Origin of the sequence: Acetobacter pomorum (assembly GCF_002738225.1) — a bacterium.
GTDB lineage: Bacteria > Pseudomonadota > Alphaproteobacteria > Acetobacterales > Acetobacteraceae > Acetobacter > Acetobacter pomorum.
In genome coordinates this window covers 34,029-58,650 of record NZ_PEBQ01000087.1, presented here as the reverse complement: position 1 = coordinate 58,650, position 24,622 = coordinate 34,029, and the positions used below count along the sequence as shown (strand labels likewise).

At 51.4% G+C, this 24,622-nt stretch carries 21 protein-coding genes; 20 read left to right on the top strand and 1 reads right to left on the bottom strand.

Annotated elements, in window-relative coordinates:
* Window positions 1-13: 13 nt before the first annotated feature.
* The 15 genes from CSR02_RS05710 (at window position 14) to glmM (ending at window position 14,750) form a co-directional block, all read left to right on the top strand.
* Window positions 14-763, top strand: coding sequence for a YebC/PmpR family DNA-binding transcriptional regulator (locus CSR02_RS05710; RefSeq protein ID WP_099540879.1), 750 nt, complete (start codon window positions 14-16; stop codon window positions 761-763).
* A gap of 6 nt (window positions 764-769) precedes the next feature.
* Complete coding sequence (gene ruvC / locus CSR02_RS05705; protein ID WP_099540878.1) at window positions 770-1,276, top strand: crossover junction endodeoxyribonuclease RuvC; 507 nt, start codon at window positions 770-772, stop codon at window positions 1,274-1,276.
* Entirely contained in the window at window positions 1,273-1,887 is a 615-nt protein-coding gene (gene ruvA / locus CSR02_RS05700; protein WP_099540877.1) for a Holliday junction branch migration protein RuvA, read from the top strand. The genes ruvC and ruvA overlap by 4 nt, the downstream gene beginning before the upstream one ends.
* Window positions 1,884-2,960: a Holliday junction branch migration DNA helicase RuvB gene (gene ruvB / locus CSR02_RS05695; RefSeq protein WP_042786431.1), complete on the top strand. Its 1,077-nt coding sequence runs from the start codon at window positions 1,884-1,886 to the stop codon at window positions 2,958-2,960. The genes ruvA and ruvB overlap by 4 nt, the downstream gene beginning before the upstream one ends.
* Complete coding sequence (ybgC, locus tag CSR02_RS05690; RefSeq protein WP_099540876.1) at window positions 2,957-3,370, top strand: tol-pal system-associated acyl-CoA thioesterase; 414 nt, start codon at window positions 2,957-2,959, stop codon at window positions 3,368-3,370. The genes ruvB and ybgC overlap by 4 nt, the downstream gene beginning before the upstream one ends.
* Before the next feature lie 98 nt (window positions 3,371-3,468).
* Window positions 3,469-4,209, top strand: coding sequence for a protein TolQ (gene tolQ, locus CSR02_RS05685; protein ID WP_095045780.1), 741 nt, complete (start codon window positions 3,469-3,471; stop codon window positions 4,207-4,209).
* A 3-nt stretch (window positions 4,210-4,212) separates the two neighbouring features.
* Window positions 4,213-4,644, top strand: a complete 432-nt coding sequence (gene tolR / locus CSR02_RS05680) for a protein TolR (protein WP_183172634.1) — start codon at window positions 4,213-4,215, stop codon at window positions 4,642-4,644.
* 30 nt (window positions 4,645-4,674) lie between these two features.
* Entirely contained in the window at window positions 4,675-5,682 is a 1,008-nt protein-coding gene (locus tag CSR02_RS05675; RefSeq protein ID WP_095045782.1) for an energy transducer TonB, read from the top strand.
* 23 nt (window positions 5,683-5,705) lie between these two features.
* Window positions 5,706-7,070 carry a Tol-Pal system beta propeller repeat protein TolB gene (gene tolB, locus CSR02_RS05670; RefSeq protein ID WP_099540874.1) on the top strand — a complete coding sequence of 455 codons (1,365 nt, stop codon included), beginning with the start codon at window positions 5,706-5,708 and terminating at the stop codon, window positions 7,068-7,070.
* Between the two features lie 323 nt (window positions 7,071-7,393).
* The gene (gene pal / locus CSR02_RS05665) at window positions 7,394-7,876 is read left to right on the top strand and encodes a peptidoglycan-associated lipoprotein Pal (RefSeq protein ID WP_042786436.1); all 483 of its coding nucleotides are present in this window, start codon (window positions 7,394-7,396) and stop codon (window positions 7,874-7,876) included.
* A gap of 117 nt (window positions 7,877-7,993) precedes the next feature.
* A complete protein-coding gene (locus tag CSR02_RS05660) occupies window positions 7,994-8,755 on the top strand; it encodes a tol-pal system YbgF family protein (RefSeq protein ID WP_099540873.1) in 762 nt (253 codons plus the stop codon).
* Between the two features lie 25 nt (window positions 8,756-8,780).
* Window positions 8,781-10,073, top strand: a complete 1,293-nt coding sequence (tilS, locus tag CSR02_RS05655) for a tRNA lysidine(34) synthetase TilS (protein ID WP_099540872.1) — start codon at window positions 8,781-8,783, stop codon at window positions 10,071-10,073.
* A 137-nt stretch (window positions 10,074-10,210) separates the two neighbouring features.
* Complete coding sequence (ftsH, locus tag CSR02_RS05650; protein ID WP_099540871.1) at window positions 10,211-12,148, top strand: ATP-dependent zinc metalloprotease FtsH; 1,938 nt, start codon at window positions 10,211-10,213, stop codon at window positions 12,146-12,148.
* A gap of 74 nt (window positions 12,149-12,222) precedes the next feature.
* Entirely contained in the window at window positions 12,223-13,266 is a 1,044-nt protein-coding gene (folP, locus tag CSR02_RS05645) for a dihydropteroate synthase (protein ID WP_167384098.1), read from the top strand.
* Between the two features lie 125 nt (window positions 13,267-13,391).
* The gene (gene glmM / locus CSR02_RS05640) at window positions 13,392-14,750 is read left to right on the top strand and encodes a phosphoglucosamine mutase (RefSeq protein WP_042786440.1); all 1,359 of its coding nucleotides are present in this window, start codon (window positions 13,392-13,394) and stop codon (window positions 14,748-14,750) included.
* Between the two features lie 80 nt (window positions 14,751-14,830).
* Here the strand turns inward: glmM and CSR02_RS05635 are convergent, their stop codons facing one another.
* The gene (locus CSR02_RS05635; RefSeq protein ID WP_042786441.1) at window positions 14,831-15,610 is read right to left on the bottom strand and encodes a response regulator transcription factor; all 780 of its coding nucleotides are present in this window, start codon (window positions 15,608-15,610) and stop codon (window positions 14,831-14,833) included.
* A 347-nt stretch (window positions 15,611-15,957) separates the two neighbouring features.
* On the opposite strand from CSR02_RS05635, the gene tsaE reads away from it, so the two are divergent.
* The 5 genes from tsaE (at window position 15,958) to accD (ending at window position 24,619) form a co-directional block, all read left to right on the top strand.
* Entirely contained in the window at window positions 15,958-16,458 is a 501-nt protein-coding gene (gene tsaE, locus CSR02_RS05630) for a tRNA (adenosine(37)-N6)-threonylcarbamoyltransferase complex ATPase subunit type 1 TsaE (RefSeq protein WP_042786442.1), read from the top strand.
* Window positions 16,455-19,544 carry a double-strand break repair protein AddB gene (addB, locus tag CSR02_RS05625; RefSeq protein WP_099540869.1) on the top strand — a complete coding sequence of 1,030 codons (3,090 nt, stop codon included), beginning with the start codon at window positions 16,455-16,457 and terminating at the stop codon, window positions 19,542-19,544. Before tsaE ends, addB begins: the two co-directional genes overlap by 4 nt.
* Window positions 19,541-23,113, top strand: coding sequence for a double-strand break repair helicase AddA (gene addA, locus CSR02_RS05620; protein ID WP_099540868.1), 3,573 nt, complete (start codon window positions 19,541-19,543; stop codon window positions 23,111-23,113). Before addB ends, addA begins: the two co-directional genes overlap by 4 nt.
* Window positions 23,114-23,240: 127 nt before the next feature.
* Entirely contained in the window at window positions 23,241-23,567 is a 327-nt protein-coding gene (gene trxA, locus CSR02_RS05615; RefSeq protein ID WP_099540867.1) for a thioredoxin TrxA, read from the top strand.
* A gap of 146 nt (window positions 23,568-23,713) precedes the next feature.
* Window positions 23,714-24,619 carry an acetyl-CoA carboxylase, carboxyltransferase subunit beta gene (gene accD, locus CSR02_RS05610; RefSeq protein WP_042786446.1) on the top strand — a complete coding sequence of 302 codons (906 nt, stop codon included), beginning with the start codon at window positions 23,714-23,716 and terminating at the stop codon, window positions 24,617-24,619.
* Window positions 24,620-24,622: the final 3 nt, after the last annotated feature.

Sequence of the window (24,622 nt, the reverse complement as noted above, 5' to 3'; positions counted from 1 at the left end):
CAAGGTAAGGAAGATGGCTGGTCATTCCCAGTTTAAGAACATTATGCACCGTAAAGGTGCGCAGGATGCAAAACGTTCCAAGCAGTTTGGCAAGGTTATCCGGGAACTTACGGTAGCAACACGCTCTGGCTTGCCAGATCCGGCTGCCAATCCGCGTTTGCGTGCCGCTATTTCTGCTGCACGTGAAGTGAATATGCCCAAGGATACCATTGAGCGCGCTATTAAGAAGGCATCTGGCGCAGCTGGTGGTGATGACTATGTGGAAGTGCGGTACGAAGGCTATGGCCCTGCCGGTGTGGCCATTATTGTTGAAGGGCTGACAGATAACCGCAACCGTACAGCATCAGATGTGCGTGCAGCGTTTTCCAAATATGGCGGTTCTATGGGAGAAACAAATTCCGTTTCGTTTATGTTTCGCCGCTTAGGTGTTATTACATATCCCGCTTCTGTGGCCACTGAAGATGAAATGCTGGAAGCAGCAATTGAGGCCGGAGCAGAAAACGTTGTTTCCACAGAAGCATTTCATGAAGTGACGTGTGAAGTGGAATCCTTCTTTGCCGTGAAAGATGCGCTGGAAACGCGTTTTGGTGAGGCGGAAAGTGCCAAGTTGGACTGGCGCCCGGAAAATATCGTAACGCTGGATGAAGAAAAGGCACGCAGTCTGTTCAAGTTGCTGGATACGCTTGAAGATAACGATGATGTGCAGAATGTGTATGCCAATTTTGATCTGCCGGATGATCTGGCCGAAAAACTTTCGGCCTAAATTATAATGGTACGTCTGCTCGGCATTGATCCCGGCCTGCGCTTTACGGGGTGGGGGGTGATTGATGTCGAGGGCAATCGCCTCAGGCACGTTGAAAATGGTGTTATTGCAACCAATAGCGCAGATAGCGTGCCAGATCGCCTAAAAGTGCTGCATGACAACCTACTGATGTTGATAGACAGGTTGGCACCACAGGAAGCGGCAGTTGAAGAAACCTATGTCAATCGTAATGGTGCAGCCACTCTCAAGCTAGGGTATGCGCGAGGGGTTGCTTTGCTTGTGCCAGCATTGGCCGGGATAAGCGTGGCAGAATACGGCGCGCTTTCCGTTAAAAAATCGGTTGTGGGAACCGGATCCGCAGATAAAAAACAGGTGGAAATGATGGTGCGGCGGCTTTTGCCCGGAGCAGAAATTATCCGTGCAGATGCATCAGATGCACTGGCGGTTGCCATTTGCCATGCGCATCATCGTGCAAGTGCGCGCCATATTGCCGCCGGAGTAAGAATGGCATGATTGCGTTTTTATGCGGGTTGGTCATTCAGGTAGATCTGGGAAGCTGCGTGATAGACGTAAATGGCGTGGGCTACCTCGTGGCTGCCTCTACACGCACTTTGGCCGCCTTGCCCAATCCGCCAGAAAAAGCGCGTGTTCTGATCGAAACTGTTGTGCGTGAAGATGCCATTCTTCTGTATGGTTTTATGGAAAGTGCAGAGCGTGAGTGGTTTCGGTTGCTGACAAGTGTGCAGGGGGTGGGGGCAAAGGTTGCGCTTGGTATTCTTTCCACCTTGTCACCCGGGGAACTGATTGCGGCATTGATGACATCAGATAAAGCCAGCCTGACCCGTGCGCCGGGTGTTGGTGGCAGATTGGCAGAGCGCATTCTGACAGAACTGCGCGATAAAGCTGGCAAAATGCCGGGAGGTAGCAGTGGTAGTGGCATTACCATTCCGGCCATGGCAACACCGGCGGGCAGTATAGAGGCCGATGCCCTTATGGCACTGGCAGGCTTGGGCTTTCGGCGGGCAGAAGCAGCGCCAGTTGTGCGGAAGGTTATGGATACGCATGGGGCTGCGGCCACGCTGGATTTGGTGATTCGTGACAGCCTGAAAGATCTTGCCCGATGAGCGCGGAGTTTACGCCTGATCGGGAAATTGACGCAGAACGGCGCGAGGAAGATGTTGGCGAATCCACACTTCGCCCGCAAACTCTGCATGATTTTACTGGCCAGAAAGCCAGCCGGGAAAATCTTTCCATTTTTATCAAGGCCGCCAAACAACGTGGCGATGCCTTAGATCATGTTTTACTACATGGGCCGCCGGGCTTGGGTAAAACAACCTTGGCCCAGATTGTGGCGCGTGAGCTGGGGGTGGGTTTTCGGGCCACCTCTGGCCCTGTTATCCAGCGGGCAGGGGATCTGGCTGCAATTCTTACCAATTTGCAGCCACGTGATGTGCTGTTTATTGATGAAATCCATCGGCTCCAGCCTGCTATTGAGGAAATTCTCTATCCTGCGATGGAAGATTTCCAGCTTGATCTGATTATTGGTGAAGGTCCGGCAGCACGATCTGTCCGTATAGATTTGCCACCATTTACGCTTGTGGCGGCCACCACGCGGGCTGGGCTTTTGGCCACGCCATTGCGGGACAGGTTTGGCATTCCGCTGCGGTTGGTTTTTTATACGCCAGAAGAGCTGTGTAAAATTGTGGCGCGTGGCGCAGAAAAGCTGGATTTCGCGCTAACTTTAGGTGGCGCAATGGAAATTGCCCGCCGTTCACGCGGCACACCGCGTATTGCTGGGCGCTTGCTCCGCCGCGTGCGGGATTTTGCATCCGTTACCGTGCCTGCGGGGGTGCCGGTAGAGGCAGAAGTGGCAGATGCAGCCCTTAAGCGGCTAGAAGTTGATGCCCTTGGGCTGGATGCCATGGATAGGCGCTACCTGCGCCGCATTGCAGAATATCATCACGGTGGCCCGGTTGGGGTGGAAACGCTGGCTGCGGCTCTAGCCGAATCGCGCGATACATTGGAAGATGTTATTGAACCTTACCTAATTCAGGAAGGTCTGGTTTTGCGCACCACCCGTGGCCGTGTTCTTGGTGAACGTGGCTGGCGGCATCTGGGGCTTACCCCTCCGGCTTCGGCTACCGGGGGAAACCAGCAGATGGATTTCCTTGCTGGCGAGGATGAGGGGGAAGAATGACCACCCACTCCATAGATTTCAGAATCTATTATGAAGATACGGATGCTGGCGGCATTGTGTACCATGCACGGTATCTGGCTTTTGCGGAACGCGCGCGTACCGAGGCGATTCGTAGCCTAGGTATGCCGGCATCACGTTTGCAGGAAGAATATGGGCTGGTTTTTGTGGTGCATGACGCCCACCTTGCTTACAAAATGCCCCTGAAGCTGGATGACATTGTAACAGTTACCACCCGCTTGATTGACCTAAAAGCCGCAAGCTGCCGACTGGATCAGCTTTGCACGCGCGGTGATGATGTATGCGCACAGGTTGAAGTTGGTCTGGCCTGTGTGAAGGTATCAGATGGGCGTCCTGCCCGATTTCCGCCGTTATGGCGTGATCTGTTGCAAAAATTGGCACCAAAGGGATGAATGCGCCTCTTCTGCTTTTTTGAGGAACCAAGTAAGAAGCAGGAGCGTCGGGCAAAGCATGTGTCTCGACCGAGTCGGAGACAGATCGCCCGGAATGGGTGCAGAGGCAGGAGGCATTATTGGATCGTGCGGTTGATGCGGCAAATCTCGGCGTAAGTGCGGCGGGAGATTTGTCAGTATGGGCGTTGTTCATGCACGCCTCGCTTGTCGTTAAAATTGTCATGCTTGGGCTGCTGGTGTGCAGTGTCATGGTCTGGGCAATTATTCTGGACAAGTTCATTACGTTGCGTCGCATCAATCGTGAAGCCACAGGGTTTGAAGATCGTTTCTGGTCTGGCGGCAGCCTTGATGATCTGTATGAAAGCGATGGTGCCAAGCCCACCAACCCGATGTCTGCCGTATTTGGTGCAGCCATGGGGGAATGGCGGCGTTCAGCCCGTATTCCTGGTGTGGATCTAGTGCGGGGGGGCGTTAAGGAACGTGTTGACCGTGCCATTGGTATTACCATCACGCGGGAAATGGATCGCCTGCGCCGTTGGGTGATTTTTCTGGCAACTGTTGCGCCTGTTGCACCGTTTGTCGGGCTGTTTGGCACGGTGTGGGGCATCATGCACTCCTTCAGCTCCATTGCGGCTGAACACAATACCAATCTGAGCGTGGTGGCACCTGGTATTTCCGAAGCCCTGTTTGCAACGGCCATTGGCCTGATAACGGCTATTCCGGCTTATGTAGCTTATAACGTTATCAGCAACAGCATGGATCTTTTTCAGGATCGTCTGGAAGGTTTTGGCACGGAGTTTGCTGCCATTCTTTCTCGCCAGTCCGAAGAGAGGACCTGAGATATGGCAATGCCATCGGGAGGAAGCGGACGCCGCCGCAGGCGTCCGATGGCCGAAATCAACGTCACTCCTATGGTGGACGTGATGTTGGTGCTGCTGATCATCTTTATGGTGACATCTCCAATGATGACCAGCGGTGTAAATGTTGATTTGCCCAAAACAGATGCGCGTCCGGTTAATTCAGACAGCAAGCCTATTACCGTTTCCATCAAGTCTGATGGTACGCTGTATCTGGGGGATAACTCCGTTACGGCAGATCAGCTTGTGGCCCAGCTGAAGGCTGCTTCCAACAATGATCCTTCCCACCGTATTTTTGTACGTGGGGATGCCCATATTGATTACGGGCAGGTCATGCAGGTTATGGGGCAGATTACGGAAGGCGGCTTTACGCATGTGGCTCTGCTGGCGCAGCAACCTGCCAGCGCTGGGCATTAAGCCATCCGATAGGGTGGAGAGGTACGAACAATGCCCATGGCAAGGCCACGCCGGTCTGATCAGATTATACTCCGGCGATCGCTTTATCTGTCAGGGGGCGCGCATGTCGCGCTTCTGCTGGCACTGCTAATCACTCTTCCGCCGCCTAAGCCGCCGGAAGAGCCCCCACAGCCAACGATTGAAATGCAGTTCGAGCAGTCGGATGCTGAAGAGGGCGGTCCTGCGGCCAAGGCAGAAACCGCTGCGGCTGAACCCAAACCGCCTGCGCCGGAGGAAAAAGAAGCGCCACCTACGCCAGAGCCGCCAAAGGATGTGCCGAATGAGGAGGCCCCACCGCCACCTCCGCCGCCACAGCCTGTTCCGCCGCCACCTGTGCCGGAATCTGAAAAGCTGCCAGATGTGCCTCTGCCCCCTAAGGCGGAAGAGCCATCTCCTGAAGTTGTGAAAACACCGCCGTCTCCACCTTCTCCGGTGCAGCCGACGAATAGTGTGGCCCCGCCATCGCCCATTACGCAGCCAACAGATACGCTGCCCGATGCGGCAATTCCGTCTCATATCACGCAGCCGAACAAGGCGAAGAAGAGCCAGGCAGATTCCCATTCTTTGCTGGAAACGCTGGATACGTTCCGGGCGGATCAGAAGCAGACGCATGCGCCCAAGGCACGTGCCAACCCTGTTGCTGGTGGTGCGCCCAAGGGGGGTGGCTCCCCCGTTGGCAGTAACATTACGGGCAGCCTGAGTGCCGGCCAGCAGAAAGCTATCGGGGCGGCGGTAAGGCGCTGCTACACAGAAGATACAGCCGCCAAGGATTATGCCAGTTTTGTGGCGCATTTGGTGGTTACGGTAGATGGAACGGGCGAAGCCCGCATTGTGCAGTTTGCGCCAGAAACACAGGCCCGTATGAATGCGGATTCTTCGTATCGTGCGCTGGCTGAAAGAGCCCGGGCCGCTGTTCTAAGTCCAACATGTGCCAAGCTGCCAATTCCCAAGGAACTGCTGGGGCAGCCACGGCAACTGAAGTTTGTATTCAGGCCTTGAGCAGGCCTTAGGGAGGAAAACACATGGTAATGAGTACCCGCCCTCTTATTTCCGATCAGGAAGCCGATGTGCTGGCTGGCGCGCTGCGTCGGCGTAGCCTGCTGGGGGCCAGTGTGGCTGCTGGCGGTATTATGGCCATGCCTGTTGGTGCATTTGCGGCTGCCAGTGCCCCAGAAGCTGAAATTACGGTTGACCAAGCCCGCACGGCACCTATCCCCATCATCATTCCCAATTTTGGCGGTGGATTGGGTGAGAAAATTGCCGAAGTGCTGACAAATGACCTGAACAATACAGGCTTGTTCAAGGTTATGCCCGGCACTACCACATCTGGTACGCCAGATCTGGCAACCTCCAAAAGCATGGGTGCACATGCGCAGGTTACGGGTTCTGTTTCTGGAGGTGGATCTTCCGTCCGGGTGGAAATGCGCCTGTGGGATGTGCTGAGCCGCCAGCAGATTCAGGGCACGGCGTACACAACTTCTGCAGCTAACTGGCGGCGCATTGCCCACATTGTAGGCGATGTGATTTATCAGCGGATGCTGGGTGAAAAAGGGTATTTTGATACCCGTATTGCCTTTATCTCGCGGTCTGGCCCACGTGGGCACCAGCGTACGCGTCTGGCTGTTATGGATCAGGATGGTGCAAATGCACGTATGCTGACAACAGGCAAGTGGTTGACCCTGACACCGCGCTTTAGCCCGGTGAAGGATCAGATTGCGTTTATGTCTTACGCCAACAACCGCCCGCGGGTTTATCTGTTTGATCTGACCAGTGGCCGCCAGCAGATATTGGGTGAGTTTGAAGGTATTTCCTTTGCACCGCGCTTTTCTCCAGATGGGCGTTCTGTTGCATTGTCAGTGACGCGCAATGGTGGGTCTGACCTGTATATTGTAGATCTGGCATCCGGTTCACGCCGCCAGATCACGTCTTCCGGTGCCATTGATACCAGCCCGTGCTTCAGCCCGGATGGATCGCAGATTGTCTTTAACTCGGATCGTGGTGGCAGCCCGCAAATTTACATCATGCCAGCTTCTGGTGGTGGTGCGCGCCGCATTTCTTACGGTCAGGGCACGTATGGGTCTCCGGTCTGGTCTCCTCGTGGGGATCTGATTGCCTTTACTCGTATTGCTGGGGGCATGTTCTCCCTGGGTGTGATGGCGCCAGATGGCACTGGTGAGCGAATCATGACGCAGGGCTTTACGGTGGAAAGCCCCAGCTTCTGTCCTAACGGGCGCGTGTTGGCATATTGTCGCCAAAGTCGCGCAGGTGCCGGGGGCGCGGGCTTTAATTCTACCATCGGAATGGTGGATATTACCGGTTTTAATGACCGCATATTGCCTACACCAGAAGAGGCGTCTGATCCGGCGTGGTCCCCATTGAATGGCTAAAGGCTGACGATTTATCAGCAAAAACCCCACATCACAAAAAAGTGATGTGGGGTTTTTGCTGTTCATAATTTAGCCGCAATAAAGGCATATAAGGCTCATAAACGGAAGTGTGTCTTTTTCGTCTCACTGGGTGTATAGCTGGTATGAGATTCAGAGATGCAACTTGACCCACAGAATAAGCTATGGCTTAGGGCAAGTTGGTCTCCAAAATTCGTCGGCTCTTCGAAGGGTTCGGAGAGGAGCAGAAGAAGACGCGGGGATACAAGGTTAGAACTCTTTTCTCCGAATAGTTCCGCAAGGGGCTAATTCTCAGGATCCGACACATGAGACTAAAAGTTGTTGCCGCGCTTGGTATGGTTGCCCTGCTGTCAGCCTGCGCACACGATAATGCAAACACTGGTGCCTCTAACGGTGCTGCTTCCACGCAGCCTACCATCAGCGGCCCCGTTCCCGGCAGTGAAGCTGATCTGGTTGCAAACGTGGGTGACCGCGTTTTCTACGATCTGAACAAAAGCGGCCTGCGTGATGACGCCAAGGAAACCCTGCAGAAACAGGCTGACTGGCTGGCAAAATATCCGCAGGTTAACGTTGAAGTTGCCGGTAACTGCGATGACCGTGGCACTGAAGAATACAACATTGCTCTGGGTCAGCGTCGTGCCAATGCTGCACGTGACTACTTGGTTGCTAAGGGTGTAGCTTCTTCCCGCATTTCCACCATCTCCTACGGTAAGGATCGTCCGACCGCTCTGGGTGATGATGAAGATGCATGGGCACAGAACCGTAACGCCATTACCTCTGTGAAATAAGATTTCAGATTTTTCTGAAAACTGACAGAGCAGAAACAGGCCGGGTGTTAACGCCCGGCCTGTTTTGTATTGTAAGCACTTGTCTTGCAGAAAAAGTGGTATGATGTTTCCGCCTATATGTTGTGGAAGGGTAAGAACCTGATGAAAGTCTGCTTCAAAGCATCGCGGCATGCCCGCACCGGGTTTGTGGCGTTGGCAATGGCAACCGCAATGGGCAGCGTGTGTGTGCCAACTGCATGGGCGCGGGATACTGCAAATTCAGGCACGAATGATCTGATTGCCCAATTGCTGGACCGTGTCAGCACGTTGGAGCAGCAGCAACGCGATATGCGTGGTGAAATTGACCAGCTGACCAATGAATTGCAGCAGAAGACTGCGGCTCTTTCCAAACAGATAGCAGATAACCAGTTTGCAGCGCAGGCCAATGCTGGTGCTGCGGGTGCTTCTACCGGGGCTGCCGCCGCCGATGCAACACCCAAGGAAGCCGCAAAACCCACAACACCAGATGGGTTGCTTGCCAGCGGGAAGGCGGCTTTGCAAAAGAAAGATTATGCTGAGGCGCAGTCTGATGCTGAATCAGCCCTTAAAAATGCCAAAGGTGCTTTTAAGGTTGATGCACAGTTTTTGTTGGCACAGTCCTTGGCGGGGCAAAAGCAGTATCGTCAATCTGCCGTGGCCTATTATGATGCTTACCGTCAGGCCCCTAAAAGTGGGCGTGCCCCAGATGCGCTGTTAGGTGTTTCTGCTTCTCTGTTGGCTTTGGGCGATAAAAAGGCATCGTGCGAAGCACTTTCCAAGTTGAAAACAGAGTTTCCTACTCCCTCTACCCGCGTTGCGCACGCGGCAGAAGTTTATGCCAAACGCGGCAGTTGTGAGTAACGGCTGACGCTGGATGTCGGGAAAAATGTCTGACGCTGTTTTTTTCGGGCGTAATGTTTTTTCCGACCGGCCTGTTTCGCCCGTTAGCTTTGCAAAGTGTATGGCCCGTTTGGGGCCGTTTTTCCCTGATCAGCCAGAATATCCTTCCATTGCCTTGGCTGTTTCTGGCGGCGGAGATAGTTTGTGTCTTGCGTGGCTGGCGTCTTTTTGGCGGAAAAATCTGCTGGCTCTGGTGGTTGATCATGGACTGCGCCCGGAATCCGGGCAGGAAGCCCATCAAACAGTTGCGCGCTTGCAAACGCTGGGTATTCCGGCCCGTTTGCTGGTTCTTACAGATCTCAAAAAGGGGCCAGCTATTGCCCACAGAGCCAGAGATGCCCGATATGCGCGCCTTATAGCGGCCTGTCAGGCATATGGATGCACGGATCTTTTGCTGGGGCATCAGGCGGATGACTTGGCAGAAACGGTCTGGATGCGCCAGAATGCCGGAAGTGGGCCAGAAGGGCTGGCTGGTATGGGTTGGATAACCGTGCGGCCAGATATACGGCTTATTCGCCCATTGCTTGGGTTTTCTCGGCAGGCACTCCGAAATACATTGCGTAAGGCCCATATTGAATGGGTGGATGATCCTTCCAATCAGGATCAGCGGGCCGAGCGGGTACGTTTGCGGTATATGCTGCAAAAAAATGATCAACGCGCACATTTTTGGCAACTTGGCATGCAGTTCGGCCAGTTCAGGATGCAAAAGGAGCATGAACGCGCCATACAACTTGCACGGCAGGTTAGACTGTATCCTGAGGGTTGGGCTGTGCTTGGGCCAGAATTGCCCAATGTTGATGTACTTTCAGCCCTTGTGCGCAGTATTGGTGGGGCAGAGTATCCGCCAGCCCAATCTGCCGTGTCCCGCTTGAAAACTATGGGGGCAGAAGCCACATTGGCTGGAACCCGCTTGCTTTGGCATGCACAACAATGGGTGCTTTTGCGGGAGGAAGCCGCAATGGCACCTGCTATGGCAGCAGAAAACGGCATAGTATGGGATAACCGGTTTGAGCTGCGTCTTCCGGCATCCGTTCATACAGAAGGGCTGATGATTGCTGGTGCTGGGTATGGGCTGGCGCGCAAAATTCGCAATGGGCAGCAGGCGCGGTTTTGTGCTGTGCTGCCTGCGTTATGGCGTAAAGGTAGACGGGTGGCTGTGCCACACCTGAATTGGGTGGCGGATGATGAACCGGGCTTATGTGCGGCAGCGTTCATTTTTCGGCCAGCGGTTTCAGTAACCAGCAGCAGCGTGTATGGTGCAGTTGCACAAGATTCTTAAAATATGTGCAGCTCGCAGACTAGGAATACGCAGGTGGCCTCCCATTTAATAAAGGGAGAGGTTGCTTTTTTCTGCGGCAGCCGGTCAGATAAAGACAATTCCGGCATTCTCGCACTAGGTATGGATATACGGGCAAGATGAACAATTTAGGCCGCAATCTGGCGCTGTGGGTCAGCATTATCCTGCTGCTGCTGTTGCTTGTAAACATGTTCCAGCCGGGGAGCACGCAGCACGCTGCACAGCAGCTGGCATATTCGGACTTCATTGCTGATGTGGATACAGGGCATGTTCGGTCTGTTGTGATGCAAAATCACAATATTTCCGGCACGTTAACTGATGGCACGGCATTTGAAACCTATGCCCCTCTGGATCCTTCTCTTGTTACCCGCATGGTAGGGAAGGGCGTGGAGGTTGTTGCCAAACCACTGGAGCAGGAAGGCAGCCCGCTGCTGCGTTACTTCCTGAATTCCTTGCCCATTATCCTGTTGGTGGCGGCATGGCTGTTCATGATGCGGCAGATGCAGGGCGCTGGTGGCCGCGCCATGGGTTTTGGGAAATCTCGCGCCAAGATGCTGACAGAAAAGCATGGCCGCGTCACATTTGAGGATGTGGCCGGGATTGATGAAGCCAAGGGTGAATTGCAGGAAATTGTGGATTTCCTGAAGGACCCACAAAAGTTTACGCGCCTGGGCGGTAAGATCCCCAAGGGGGTGTTGCTTGTTGGGCCGCCGGGAACGGGTAAAACCTTGCTGGCACGTGCCATTGCGGGTGAAGCCAATGTACCGTTCTTCACCATCTCTGGTTCTGACTTTGTGGAAATGTTCGTAGGTGTTGGCGCATCCCGTGTGCGTGACATGTTCGAGCAGGGCAAAAAAGCAGCCCCCTGCATTATCTTTATTGACGAAATTGATGCTGTAGGGCGCCATCGTGGTGCTGGCATGGGTGGCGGCAATGATGAACGCGAACAGACACTGAACCAGATGCTGGTTGAGATGGATGGTTTTGAAAGCAATGAAGGTGTGATCCTGATTGCAGCCACCAACCGTCCGGATGTGCTTGACCCCGCATTGCTGCGCCCTGGTCGGTTTGACCGTCAGGTTGTGGTGCCAAACCCGGATGTGTCTGGCCGTGAAAAAATTCTGCGGGTGCATATGCGCAAGGTGCCTTTGGCATCTGATGTGGACCCACGCATTATTGCCCGTGGCACGCCTGGCTTCTCTGGTGCTGATCTGGCCAACCTGGTGAACGAAGCAGCGCTGGCCGCTGCCCGTCTGGGTCGGCGCACTGTTTCCATGCGTGAATTTGAAGATGCAAAAGACAAGGTGCTGATGGGTGTTGAACGTCGCTCCCTCATCATGAGTGATGATGAAAAGCGGCGCACAGCTTACCATGAAGCAGGGCATGCCATTACGGCTGTTCTGGTTCCGGAAAGTGAGCCTATCCATAAGGCAACCATTGTGCCTCGTGGCCGTGCATTGGGTATGGTGATGCGGCTGCCAGAAGATGATCGCCTGTCCATGAGCAAGAAAAATGCGTTTGCGCATCTTGTTGTGGCTATGGGTGGCCGTGTTGCGGAAGAAGTTATCTACGGTAAGGATAACGTCTGCAACGGCGCCATGGGTGACATTAAAATGGCAACCCGTGTGGCTCGCAGCATGGTGACCGAGTGGGGCATGAGCGACAAGCTGGGCATGATTGCCTATGCGGATGATGATCAGAATGGTGGTTTCTTTGCCGGGGCTTCACGCAACTTCTCGGAAGAAACAGCCCGTGAAATTGATGAAGAAGTTCGCCGGCTTGTAGATGAGGCCTATGTGCAGGCACGGAACTACCTGCATGATCATATTGATGAACTGCGCCGGCTGGCAGAAGCTCTGCTGGAATACGAAACCCTGAGCGGTGAAGAAATTCGTCAGATCATGCGTGGGCAGCCTATCGAACGTAAGGAAGAGGAAGAAAGCGGTCCGGTTAACCGGCGGTCTTCCGTGCCTCAGGTTGGTGGTCCAGATGCGCAAGCTTCGGATAAACCAGAAAATGGCAGTGGCGGTCCTGCTCCGGTTCCGCAGCCAAGCTAACTTTCAAATAAAGATGTAAAGTGGAAAGAGGCGGCAGAAATGTCGCCTCTTTTTGTTTGGAAAGAGCAGAAGAGATGATGTGTTTGCGGCTGATTGAACCCTTGGGGCTTGTCTATGGCAGCATAGCGCAGAAGGCTATCAGGCAAGGTGATGCTTTACCGTTATGCGGTGGTCCGGTGGCATTTACATTTGCCCGTTTGATAGAGGGGTATCAGACCGTTGGGTTAATGTCTGCGCATAAAGTGCCGCAAGATTGGGCATCAGAACTTAAGCGGATAACGCATTCCGTCCCGGCGGTTGTTTTGCCGGAAGGCCCTCAAGTGATGGGGATTTTGAATATCACCCCAGATAGTTTTAGCGATGGCGGTCAGTTTGGGGATATTGATCAGACCATATTGAAAGCGCGTGAAATGTTGCGTTCTGGCGCAACCGTGCTGGATATTGGTGGAGAAAGCACACGTCCAGGCGCAGCCATTGTAACACCGGAAGAGGAATGGAAACGTATTGGCCCTGTTCTTGCCGCGTTACAAACAGAATTGCCAGATGTGGCTGTTTCTGTAGATACGCGGAAGAGTTATGTGATGAAGTGTGCCTTAAAGGCAGGGGCGCGTATTATTAACGATGTAACAGCTCTTGCACATGATGAAGCCGCATTGTCTTTTCTGGCGACACAGGATTGTGGCGTTGTGTTGATGCATATGCGCGGCACGCCGCAAACCATGGCGCAGCATGCCGTGTATGAAGATGTCAGTGTGGATGTGGTGCGTGAACTTGCACAACGGATTGAGGTTGCTGAAAAAGGCGGAATTGCACGGCATCGGATTATGGTGGATCCCGGGTTTGGTTTTGCAAAAACATTTGAGCAAAATAAGGATCTGCTACGGCATATTCTTTTGCTGGCTAATCTGGGCTGCCGCATTGTGTTTGGTGTTTCGCGCAAACGAATGATCGGCACTCTTACCGGAGAAGAAATACCACATTTGCGGGATGCCGGTACGCAGGCAGCATCTTTTCCCGCTATGGCTTTAGGGCATCCGATTTTGCGCGTGCATGATGTGAAAGGTATGATGCAGGCTGTAAATGTGTGGCGAGAAATATATCTGAACGGAAAAAATTGATTTCCTGCCTGAACAAGGTTCCTTCCTGCCCAAAACCGTTTTAGGAAATAAAAGAAGATCGCAAGAAGGCAGTTCCGTTCTTTATGGCAGGGCGGACTTTTTCTGTCTGAAGCGGACAGAATGGAATGAGCAGAATGAAGCGTTTTTTCGGAACAGATGGTATTCGTGGCACCGCTAATATTGCACCAATGACAGTGGAAATTGCCCAAAAATTGGGGCAGGCAGCTGGGTTACATTTCAAGCGGGGTGATCATCGGCATAGCGTTCTGTTAGGAAAGGATACGCGGCTTTCAGGTTACATGATCGAAAGCGCTATGGTTTCGGGCTTTTTGTCTGCGGGTATGGATGTCACGCTGGTTGGGCCGCTGCCAACACCGGCAATTGCCATGCTCACACGTTCTCTCAGAGCCGATCTAGGTGTTATGATTTCTGCCTCTCATAATCCTTTTGGAGACAATGGTATTAAGCTGTTTGGTCCAGATGGTTTCAAGCTTTCTGATCAGGATGAAAGTGAAATTGAAGCCATGATGGATCAGGATCTTACAGCACGGCTGGCGACGCCAGAGCATATTGGGCGCGCATCCCGTCTGAATGATGCTGCCGGTCGGTATATAGAAAGTGCCAAGGCATCGTTCCCCCGCAAATTGCGCTTGGACGGCATGAAGATTGTGATTGATTGCGCAAACGGATCTGCCTATCGGGTTGCGCCAACAGCATTGTGGGAACTTGGGGCAGAAGTTATCCGGATAGGATGTGAGCCCAATGGCGTAAACATTAATGAAAATTGCGGCTCTACACATCCAGAGGCATTATGCGCGGCGGTTGTAAAACATAAGGCCAATCTGGGCATCGCGCTGGATGGAGATGCAGACCGTGTTCTGATTGCAGATGAAACAGGCCAACTGATTGATGGTGATCAGATTCTGGCCCTTATTGCGCAGTCTTGGGCGCGTGAGGGACGCTTGGTTGGCAATGCTGTTGTGGCAACTGTGATGTCCAATATGGGGCTGGAGCGGTTCCTTGAAAAGCTGGGTGTCACTCTGGAGCGTACGGCAGTGGGTGACCGCTATGTTGTGGAACGTATGCTGGAGCGGCAGGCAAACATTGGTGGTGAACAATCTGGCCATATGGTGTTGACAGATTTTGCAACCACTGGAGATGGTCTGATTGCTGCGCTGCAAATTCTGGCAGTATTGGTGCAGGACGGTCGTCCGGCAAGTGAAGTATGCCGGATGTTTCAGCCATTTCCTCAAAAACTAAAAAATGTGCGTTATAGGGGCGCCTGTCCGCTGGACTTGGATGAGGTCAAAAAACGTCAGGCTGATGTTGAACGGCGTCTGGCTGGGCGCGGGCGTTTGGTGCTGCGTAAAAGTGGTACAGAACCCTTGGTGCGCGTGATGGCAGAAGCTGAAGATGCTGATCTGGTTGATGAAGTTGTTGATCAGATGTGTGACGTGCTTGAACAGGTGCGTGTGCCAGCCTGAAGACAATGTTCAGGCAGGGAATTTTTTAGAATTCTCTGCCAATAAGAAGCTTATGTGCGGTAAAAATCCATTCTGAAGTGTCATGCATTGTCGCCTACAGCATGAAGATGGTTGGTATGTGTTGCGGAGGGCTGTGTATGCTGAGTGGATTTTTCTGGCATAGATGAAGATGCAGGCATTTGTTGTGTTTGTGGGGTGTTCAGAATATAGCCTCTACCCCATACAGTAGAAATAAGATTATCAATACCGGCTGCTTGTAGTTTTTTGCGAAGTTTACAAATAAAAACATCTATAATTTTAATATCAGGTTCATCTCTGCCACCATATAAATGGTTTAGAAGCGTTTCCTTGGTTTGAGCCATTCCTTTACGTAAAATAAGCAGTTCAAGGATGGCAAACTCTTTGCACGTCAGGTGTATCTGCTTGTTGTTGGCTGTTACAGTATGGTTGCCTAAGTTAACTGTAAGATTGCCAATTTCCGCAATAGGATGGGCGTAGCCATGTGCACGTCGTAAAATAGCCTGTACGCGGGCTGTAAGCTCGGTTGGATCAAAAGGTTCTGCAAGGTAATCATCAGCGCCTGCAGAAAAAGCCCTGATTTTTACGGCCGGAGTATTGATTGGTGAAATAACGATAACAGGGATGATTATTTTCAAAGAGCGTAATGTGCTCAGAATGTCATATCCATAAATATCTGGGTGTTGCAGATGAAGAATGGCAAGGCCGTAATCATAATTTCTAAGTAATTCGATAGCGGCCTGATCAGACTGAACCATATCTACTGAAAAAGAGGATTTTGTTAATGCCGAGAATATTTCCCGACTGGAGGTAAAATTATTTTCTAAAAGTACAATACGCATGGTGGAACCTCATTATGGTTCAGAGAATCAGGTATGCATCTTGTGGTTGCATATGGTTGATATAACTAAACCTATGCGTGTTCAAAAAGAAACAAACATTATTTCATTTCAAAGTTTGTTTTGTGCAGATCAATCATGTTGTTTGCGCATATGAATGAGCGATTATAATTCTGAAGCATTAAGATTTTGCTAATTTCTGTTTGGGTTTTGTGATGTAGGTCTCAAAAAAAAAGTATTTTTAAACAATGAGATAACAATAAGTTTTCTTTTCATTATCCACACATACGTTTTTGTGATGATGCAAAGTTCATAATGGAAAAAGCTCTCAATTTTTTGATGTGGCATGAATGGTTGGGCAAGCAGGGGAGAAAAGCGGCGTGGTTTGGAATATGTTGCTGAAGAATGAAGATGCGACGATAAAACTGGCAGCAAAGCTGGCAGAATATGCCCGCGCGGGAGATGCCATTCTGTTATCTGGTCCGCTCGGCGCGGGAAAAAGTCTTTTTGCGCGTGCGTTCTTGCGTGCGTTTTGCCAAATGCCACAATTGGAGGTGCCAAGCCCGACCTATACCTTGGTGCAATCTTACGAAGCCCCTTTATGTGCTGTCTCACACTTTGATTTATGGCGTCTGGGTAGCCCAGATGAACTGGAAGAACTGGGATGGGATGAGGCGCGAGACGGTGTGGTGCTTGTAGAATGGCCGCAGAGGTTGGAAGACTGGCTACCTGATGATGCTCTCGCTCTTGAAATAGATGTTTTGCCGGAGGGGCAGCGCCGTGTGCGCATATCGGGGTGGGAGGAAAGGCTGAAAAAAGCAGATATGGCAGAAGATGGAGCTGCCATATGAAAATCACAACAATTCCCGCGCATCTTCCTTTTTTGGATCAACTGGCTTTGCGTTGGATAGAAGCCGCAAATCACGATGTGGAAGCAATAGGAGAAGGTATTATTGTGTTGCCCGGCAGGCGTGCTGCCCGCGCGCTTACCGAAGCCTTTGTGCGTTACATGGATGGGCAAAGCGTACTGCTGCCCCGCATTGTGCCTATTGGTGCATTGGATGAAGCCGAGCTTGGATTATCTGCTGGCATAGGAGGCATGAAAGCACTTGACTTGCCACCTGCTGTAAGCGGGATGACACGGTTGGCTGTGCTAACACGGCTTGTGTTGCAAGCAGACAAAGCTTTTGGCACCCGTCCAACTCTGGATCAGGCATGGCCTTTGGCAAAAGCTCTGGCAGATCTTATGGATGAAGCCGAGTGGGCTGGAGTGAATCTGGCAGAACGTCTACCGGAGGCTGTGCAGGAAAATTTTGCAGAACATTGGCAAATTATCTTAAGATTTTTAGAAATTGTGACACAGGCATGGCCTGAATGGCTCAAGGAAAATGGGGTGATGAATCCCGTAGCCAGGCAAGTTGCATTGTTGGATGCACAAGCTGATTTATGGCGTAATCTGGCAAAGCAGGGAGACATGACTCCAATATGGGCTGCCGGGTTTACCCATGTTATGCCCCCTACAATAAGTGTGCTTAAAGCCGTTTTGGAGTGTCCATGTGGCAAGGTGATATTGCCGGGTCTGGACATGATTATGGCGGAAGAGACATTTCTTTCTTTACCAGATAGTCATCCCCAAGCTGGGTTAAGCTCCTTACTCAAAAATTTGCAAATCACCCGTGATAATGTGCAGGTTTGGGAAGGAGAGGGGGAAGGTTCTGAACGTGCTGCAACCCTTTCACGTATTCTTCTTCCTGCTGAAGCTTTAGATGATTGGTCTCGACCAGAGGGGGCGGAACTAGAAAACGTTTATAGATTGGATGCCGCAGATCAGCAGGAGGAAGCCGTTGCAATCAGCATGATTATGCGTGATGCAATTCAACAGCCTGCTCATCGTGTTGCACTGATCACTCCAGATAGGGGGCTTGCATCCCGCGTTGCAACTGAATTGGCCCGTTGGGGTATTCTGGCAGATGATAGTGCTGGTTCATCTTTGGTAGATACGCCTGCTGCTGTTTTGTTGCGTCTGGTTGCCCAGATGGTAGATAATCGTTTTTCCCCAGTATCTCTCCTAAGTGTTTTAAAACATCCTTTGGTTGCATGTGGTTTTTCATCAGGATCTTGCCGTGCAACGGCACGCCTTTTGGAACGTGCTGTTTTACGTGGCCCAGCTCCCCCACCTGGTTTTGCGGCCTTATGTCAGGCGGTAGAAAATGCTCTTGAAACTTCGAATGAAAGAGTAAAAGCCAAATTAGAAGGTGGCATTACGGCAGATCGGCCATTTGGGCCTGTGCCACTTTCTGCTTTTATGCAGCGTCTGACTTTTTGTTTGGAACCTATTCTTGGTTGGGAGCACGATGTAACAGGCGCAAACGTACAAACTCCGCAAGATATAGAGCAGCATTGTGCACCAATGCCAGACTTGTTGGCTGCATTGATTGCAACAGTAGAGCGTTTGGCCTGCACAGATGAGGAAAGTGCCGTAGAACGTTTGTGGCAAGGCGAAGAAGGAAACATGCTTGCCAGCCAATTGACAGAATTGATGCTGGCATCAGAAGTTTTGCCTCCTCAGCCTCCTGTCGTTCTGGATGGCTTGTTAACGGCCGTGCTGGCACCAGAACGTGTTGCCATGCGCCGTGGGGGAGATCCCAAAGCCTTACATCCACGTGTTTTGATCTGGGGTTTGTTTGAATCTCGGTTGCAAACAGCAGAAACGGTTATCCTTGGTGGGCTTTCTGAAGGTGTGTGGCCGCCTGTAGTAGATGCCGGCCCGTGGATGAGCCGCCCGATGCGACACAGAATGGGGCTTCCTTCTCCTGAGCAGGCTGTAGGACAAGCTGCACATGATTTTTTTGCAAGTGCTGCGGCAGCAGAGACTGTCATCCTTTCCAGCGCGCGGCGGCGAGAGGGAGCGCCTGTTGTGCCTGCCAGATGGCTTACGCGGATGGATGCATTTTTAGAGGGACAGAAAGGACATATTCCAAATCATCCTGCATTGATATGGTTGCAGAAGCTGGATCAACCTAATGGACCTGTAACGCCCGTGAGTCCGCCGCAACCCATGCCGCCTGTTGCACTCCGTCCGCGGCGTTTGAGCGTAACAGAAATAGAAACATGGGTTAGAGACCCTTATGCTATTTATGCAAAACACATTCTAAAACTTGAAGTTTTACCAGAACTTGAAGAAGCGGCAGATGCATCAGATTATGGCATGATCGTGCATAAGGCGTTGGAGCGCTGGATAAAAGCCTACGGCGTGACATGGCCAGATAATTCGGAAAATAAATTATGCAAACTATTTCAGGAAAGTTTGCAAGAACATGTTTTGCGTCCAGCCTTGCGTGCATGGTGGCGCCCCAGATTGATGCGTATTGCCCGATGGGTTGCACAAGCTGAAGAAAAACGGCGGAGCAAGTATGGTGTGCCGCAGGCTATTCTGACGGAAGTTCGTGGGCGTGTCAGTATTACAGATGCTCCAGGCGGTAAGTTTGATCTTGTGGGTCGGGCAGATCGTATAGAACTGAGTGTTGATGGGCACGTTATTGTGCAGGATTACAAAACAGGCACATTGCCAACAGCCAAGGATGTCATGGCGGGGTGGAGCCCACAGCTTCCGCTTGAAGCGGCCATGATTCTGCGTGGAGGTTTCAGGGAGGTTCCTGAACATTCAAAGGAAATTTCAAATCTCATTTACTGGCGTCTGACAGGCGGGGCAGAGCCGGGGGAAGAAGTTGCTGTGCATACACGAGAAGAGCTAAGTCTTACAGATTTAGCCGAGCAAACTTGGGAAAATCTACTGTTGCGCATAGCTGCCTATGATCAGCCAGATCAGCCTTATCTTTCTCATCCCCATCCTGGGCGAGAGCCACGGTTTGCAGATTACGCGCATCTGGCGCGTGTGTCTGAGTGGAATGCAGCACGTAAGGAGGGCGAGGAATGAGCTTATCTGCACAGGAGGCTTTGCAAAAAGCTATTGCTCAAGCAAATGCACAGCAGGCATTGGCATCAGATCCATCTGCATCGGTTTTTGTTTCGGCTTCTGCAGGAAGTGGCAAAACAAAATTGTTAATTGATCGCCTTTTGCGCCTCATGTTGCCGCGGTTGACGGAAGATGGCTCAATTCAACATGGTAGCTCGCCGGCACGTATTTTATGTCTCACTTTTACCAAAGCTGCGGCCGCAGAAATGTCCATCCGGCTTCAAACCCGTTTGGGCCGTTGGGTGACATTGGCAGACAAGGATCTGGATAAAGAACTGGCAGAATTATATGTTCCCTGCACAGATGAAACACGCCGCCGTGCACGGGCATTATTTGCAGAGGTTCTGGATCTTCCGGGGGGCATGCGTATTGGAACAATCCACGCATTTTGCCAATCTTTGTTGCGGCGCTTTCCATTAGAAGCCTCCATGAATCCGCATTTTACGGTTATGGAAGAAACAGATGCATCTTTAGCTTTGCAAGCATGTGTGGAAGCGGTTCTGGGACAGCAAAAGGAAGATATTATTTCCCCTCTTGCAGGACAGATATCTTTAGGGGACTTTATTTTTATTTCTGGAGTTTTAAGGAGGGATGAAAGATCATCTGCCTTATTAAACCTTGTTGTGCAAGATTCGCAAAAGGCAGAAACACTTCTGTGTCAGGTGCTTGGGATTCCATCTGATATATTACATGGAAGCACGGAAGATTTTTTGAAAAAAATATGTTCTAATCTTTCCGAAGAGCAGAACTTGAGAGAAGGGTTTCAGATTCTTTCAGAGAAAGGTTCTGAAGCAATAAAAAGAAATGCGCTTCTTCTTTTAGATTGGCTTGCACTTTCTTCCTCAGAGCGTGCAGAGCAATGGACCATCTGGCGCAATGGATTTCTCACCAAAGATGGAAAGATACGTTCTGCTGGTTTGATTTCTAAGAAACTTTCTGAAAAATACGCAGATATTGCAGATTATATTCAGAAAGAAGGTGCTCGCCTAATAAAGGTAGAAGAACAGCAGCGTGCCCGTAAACTGGCAGAAATGGGGAGCGCCTTGCTTAAGATGGCCGCTTCTGTTTCTGGCCTTTATACAACGCAAAAGGCACGGCATGGGCAGATAGAATATGATGATCTTATCCAACGGGCTCTAGGCCTTTTGCAAGAACCAGGTGCGGCATGGGTTATGTACAAGCTGGATGGAGGTATAGACCACCTTTTGCTGGATGAAGTGCAGGATACATCTCCTGAACAATGGCGTATTGCAGGTGATCTGACAGAAGAGTTTTTTTCCGGCCTTGGCCGATGGAGTGAAGATGCGCCGCCACGCACTATTTTTGCTGTAGGGGATTATAAGCAATCCATTTATGGGTTTCAGGGCGCAGATCCAGATTCTTTTCGGGAATGGCGTCAGAAATTCAAAAATCGTGTTCAGAATGCACATTTGTTATGGCGTGAGCCAGAATTAACGGTTTCTTTCCGCTCAACGGCGCCTGTTCTTAAACTTGTTGATGCTGTTTTTGCAGAACCTGAAGCAGCTAAAGGGGTTGTAGAAGAACCGGGGCAGGTTATGGAGCATATTACGGCACGCCCAGGTGAGGGTGGCCGTGTGGAATTATGGCCTCTGGTTGAAACAAAAGAGGAAGAGGATGTTGTTAGCCCGTGGGAGGCTGCATGTGGCAATGCAACACGCCAAAGTCCGCGCCAGAAACTGGCAGATGCTGTGGCAAAATATATTTTTAAACAGCTGCATGAAAAGCCGTTATGTGAACAAAAACCTTTAAAGGCAGGTGATATTCTTGTTCTGGTTCCACGCCGCTCTCCATTTGTGGGTATGCTTGTGCGTGCATTAAAAGGGCAGAACATTCCTGTTACGACGCTTGTGCGTACAGGCTTGGCAGATCATCTGGCTGTTCAGGATTTGCTTTTTTTATGCGCAGCACTGTTGTTGCCTCAAGATGATCTGACATTGGCATGTGTGCTGACATCCCCCTTGGGAGGTGTGTCAGATGAGAGTTTGATGACATTGGCGACAGGGCGTGAAAAAGGAGAGCCTTTATGGTCTGTTCTGCGTGAACGCCATATAGAACAACCAGATTGGAAGCAGGCATGGAATTTTCTAAATGGTTTGTTCAAAAAAGTAGATTATCTCACACCTTATGAATTTCTTTCTGCTGCCTTGGGTCCGGGAGGAGCACGTGCACGGTTGCTTGCGCGCCTGGGGCCAGAAGCAGCGGAGCCGATTGACGAACTCTTATCTGCTGCCCTCAGATTTCAGGACCAACATCCCTCTTCTTTGCAGGGGTTTCTGCACTGGATGCGGCATTCAGAAGAAACTGTGAAGCGTGAAGCGGAAACTGGCGGTGATGCTGTTAGAATTATGACTGCACATGGTTCTAAGGGGTTGCAGGCACGTTTGGTTATTTTGCCAGATACAGTTGGTTTGCCACGTTTTGAAGATAGATTGTTTTGGGCACATGATAAATCAGAAAATCTAGATGTACCTTTATATGTGCCACGTAATGCCTTGTCAGTAGGGTTAACGCGCAACCTGAAGGAGAATATGCGTAGCCGCGTAGTGGAGGAATATAACCGCTTGCTTTATGTGGCCCTTACACGTGCTGCAGATAGATTGATTGTTTGCGGGTGGAAACCGGCAAGCACAGTGCCCGCAGAAAGCTGGTACGAAAGATGCCGTATTGGTTTTGAAAAGGCTGGTGCGCATGAAGTGGATTTTCAGGAGGGTGACTGGGACGGGTCCATGTTATTGCTGGAAGAGCGCCCTCAGACAAAGGTAGCGCCATCAAAACCAGCGCCATATTCGGAAGATGACAATATAAAAGCAACGCCATTGCCAAAATGGATGGGGACAGCTCCCTTGTGGAAACCTGTTTTGCCAGAAGCTGAAAGTCCGTTGGCGCGTCCGTTGGCGCCCAGTAGGCCAGATGATGCTATGCTGGGGCCGTTGCCATCTGTGCATTCACCTTTGGATGTAACGGCTGTAACACCTGCCAAAGCGCGTGAGGCCGCATTTCGGCGTGGTAATCTGGTGCATGCCTTGTTGCAGTTTTTGCCAGCCTGCCCTGTAGAGCAGCAATCGGCCTTGGCGCATCAGTGGCTGGCGCGGCCTGCAAGTGGTTTATCTGTGCATGAGGCTGATAAACTGGCGCAACAGGTTTTGGCTGTTTTGAAGATGCCGGGTCTGGCAGACCTGTTCGATCCGGCTGCCCGGGCGGAACAGCGGCTTGCTGGTGTGGCGGGTGGTCAAGTTATTGTTGGGCAGGTTGATCGTTTGCGTGTGTTGTCAGACAAAGTGTTGGTTTGTGATTTTAAGACCGGTCGCCATGCACCACGCACGGTGCAGGGCACACCTGTTTTATATCTTCGGCAGATGGCAGCTTACCGTGCTCTTTTGCAAGGTATATGGCCAGATCGACCTGTCATCTGTGTTCTGGTGTGGACAGAAGTGCCACGAGCAGATGTTTTGCCTGATGTATTGTTGGATAAACATGCGCCGGGCATTTTGCCTGCGGCTGTATCTTGACCGCAGCAGGCGCAACCTTAAGTGTTAGACAGAGTTGGGTAGATAGTCGTTTCAACTTATCGCCCTGCATTGGTAAAGGCAGTTTACGGCATGTGGATACATGCCGAGAAGTTTAAGGAACCAGAAAATGAGTGAACATACGCTTGCTGTCAGCGATTCCAGCTTTGATAAAGATGTTCTCAAGGCCTCTGGCCTTGTGCTGGTAGATTTCTGGGCAGAATGGTGCGGCCCATGCAAAATGATTGGCCCGGCACTGGAAGAAATTGGCAAGGAATTTGCCGGCAAGGTAACGGTTGCCAAGGTAAATATTGATGACAACCCGGAAACTCCAAATGCGTATCAGGTACGTAGCATTCCAACCCTTATGCTGGTGCGTGATGGCAAGGTTATAGATAAAAAAGTGGGTGCCCTGCCCAAAAGCCAGTTGAAGGCATGGGTAGAAAGCGCTCTGTAATTAGAGCTTCAGGTTTATTTTCAGCAGGGGCATATAGCCTGTAGGATCTTATAAAACTTGGCAGATAGGTTCAGCACGCGTAATGCAACGCGTGCTGGGCCAATATTTGTCCCTGCAATTTGTATTGTGCAGTCACAGGGTTCAAAATGAGCTGGATCACCGAATATGTTCGTCCCAAAATTCGCGGCCTGCTGCGTCGGGATGTACCGGATAATCTGTGGACGACCTGTGACTCGTGCAGCCAGATGATTCTGACCAAAGAGCTGCACAAGGCATTAAATGTGTGCCCTCATTGTGGGCACCACATGCGTGCACCAGTTATGGACCGTCTGAAATGGACGTTTGATAACGGGGATTTCACCCGTATTGAGCTGCCATCTGCACCGGTTGATCCGCTTGGGTTCCGGGATCAGAAAAAATATACAGATCGGCTTAAGGAAGCGCGTGCAAAAAGCCATCTTGATGAATCGCTGATTGTAGCGCACGGCACCATTGGTGGGCATCAAGCCGTTGTGGGTGTGATGGCGTTTGAATTCATGGCGGGCACCATGGGGGCCGCTTTTGGTGAACGTTTTGTGGCTGCTGCCCGTCTGGCCATTTTGCAAAAGGCACCGCTGGTTATCTTCACGGCTTCTGGCGGCGCACGTATGCAGGAAGGCGTTATCAGCCTGATGCAGATGCCGCGCACCACTGTGGCTGTTGAAATGCTGAAAGAAGCCGGGCTGCCTTATATTGTGGTGCTTACCAACCCGACCACAGGCGGGGTTACGGCATCCTTTGCCATGCTGGGTGATGTGCAAATGGCTGAACCCAACGCCCTGATTGGGTTTGCTGGCCCGCGCGTTATTCAGGATACAGTGCGCGAAAAACTGCCAGAAGGCTTTCAGCGGTCTGAATACCTGTTGGATCACGGTATGCTGGACATGGTGGTGCAGCGTAAGGATGTACCTGCAACATTGGCCCGCGTGATCGGGTTGTTGATGCATGCACCGGCAGATGTAAAAGCCCCACCGCCGCGCCCTCAGGCACCGGCTCCCGCCGCCGCAGAGTAATCT

Bases quoted from the DNA above. Each gene is read 5' to 3' on its own strand.
- ftsH (WP_099540871.1), top strand. From the start codon at position 10,211: ATGAACAATTTAGGCCGCAATCTGGCGCTGTGGGTCAGCATTATCCTG.
- addA (WP_099540868.1), top strand. From the start codon at position 19,541: ATGAGCTTATCTGCACAGGAGGCTTTGCAAAAAGCTATTGCTCAAGCA.
- trxA (WP_099540867.1), top strand. From the start codon at position 23,241: ATGAGTGAACATACGCTTGCTGTCAGCGATTCCAGCTTTGATAAAGAT.
- tsaE (WP_042786442.1), top strand. From the start codon at position 15,958: ATGGTTGGGCAAGCAGGGGAGAAAAGCGGCGTGGTTTGGAATATGTTG.
- pal (WP_042786436.1), top strand. From the start codon at position 7,394: ATGAGACTAAAAGTTGTTGCCGCGCTTGGTATGGTTGCCCTGCTGTCA.
- folP (WP_167384098.1), top strand. From the start codon at position 12,223: ATGATGTGTTTGCGGCTGATTGAACCCTTGGGGCTTGTCTATGGCAGC.
- ruvA (WP_099540877.1), top strand. From the start codon at position 1,273: ATGATTGCGTTTTTATGCGGGTTGGTCATTCAGGTAGATCTGGGAAGC.
- ruvB (WP_042786431.1), top strand. From the start codon at position 1,884: ATGAGCGCGGAGTTTACGCCTGATCGGGAAATTGACGCAGAACGGCGC.
- CSR02_RS05635 (WP_042786441.1), bottom strand. From the start codon at position 15,610: ATGCGTATTGTACTTTTAGAAAATAATTTTACCTCCAGTCGGGAAATA.
- glmM (WP_042786440.1), top strand. From the start codon at position 13,392: ATGAGCAGAATGAAGCGTTTTTTCGGAACAGATGGTATTCGTGGCACC.
- tolR (WP_183172634.1), top strand. From the start codon at position 4,213: ATGGCAATGCCATCGGGAGGAAGCGGACGCCGCCGCAGGCGTCCGATG.
- addB (WP_099540869.1), top strand. From the start codon at position 16,455: ATGAAAATCACAACAATTCCCGCGCATCTTCCTTTTTTGGATCAACTG.
- ybgC (WP_099540876.1), top strand. From the start codon at position 2,957: ATGACCACCCACTCCATAGATTTCAGAATCTATTATGAAGATACGGAT.
- tilS (WP_099540872.1), top strand. From the start codon at position 8,781: ATGTCTGACGCTGTTTTTTTCGGGCGTAATGTTTTTTCCGACCGGCCT.
- CSR02_RS05675 (WP_095045782.1), top strand. From the start codon at position 4,675: ATGCCCATGGCAAGGCCACGCCGGTCTGATCAGATTATACTCCGGCGA.
- tolB (WP_099540874.1), top strand. From the start codon at position 5,706: ATGGTAATGAGTACCCGCCCTCTTATTTCCGATCAGGAAGCCGATGTG.
- ruvC (WP_099540878.1), top strand. From the start codon at position 770: ATGGTACGTCTGCTCGGCATTGATCCCGGCCTGCGCTTTACGGGGTGG.
- CSR02_RS05660 (WP_099540873.1), top strand. From the start codon at position 7,994: ATGTTGTGGAAGGGTAAGAACCTGATGAAAGTCTGCTTCAAAGCATCG.
- accD (WP_042786446.1), top strand. From the start codon at position 23,714: ATGAGCTGGATCACCGAATATGTTCGTCCCAAAATTCGCGGCCTGCTG.
- CSR02_RS05710 (WP_099540879.1), top strand. From the start codon at position 14: ATGGCTGGTCATTCCCAGTTTAAGAACATTATGCACCGTAAAGGTGCG.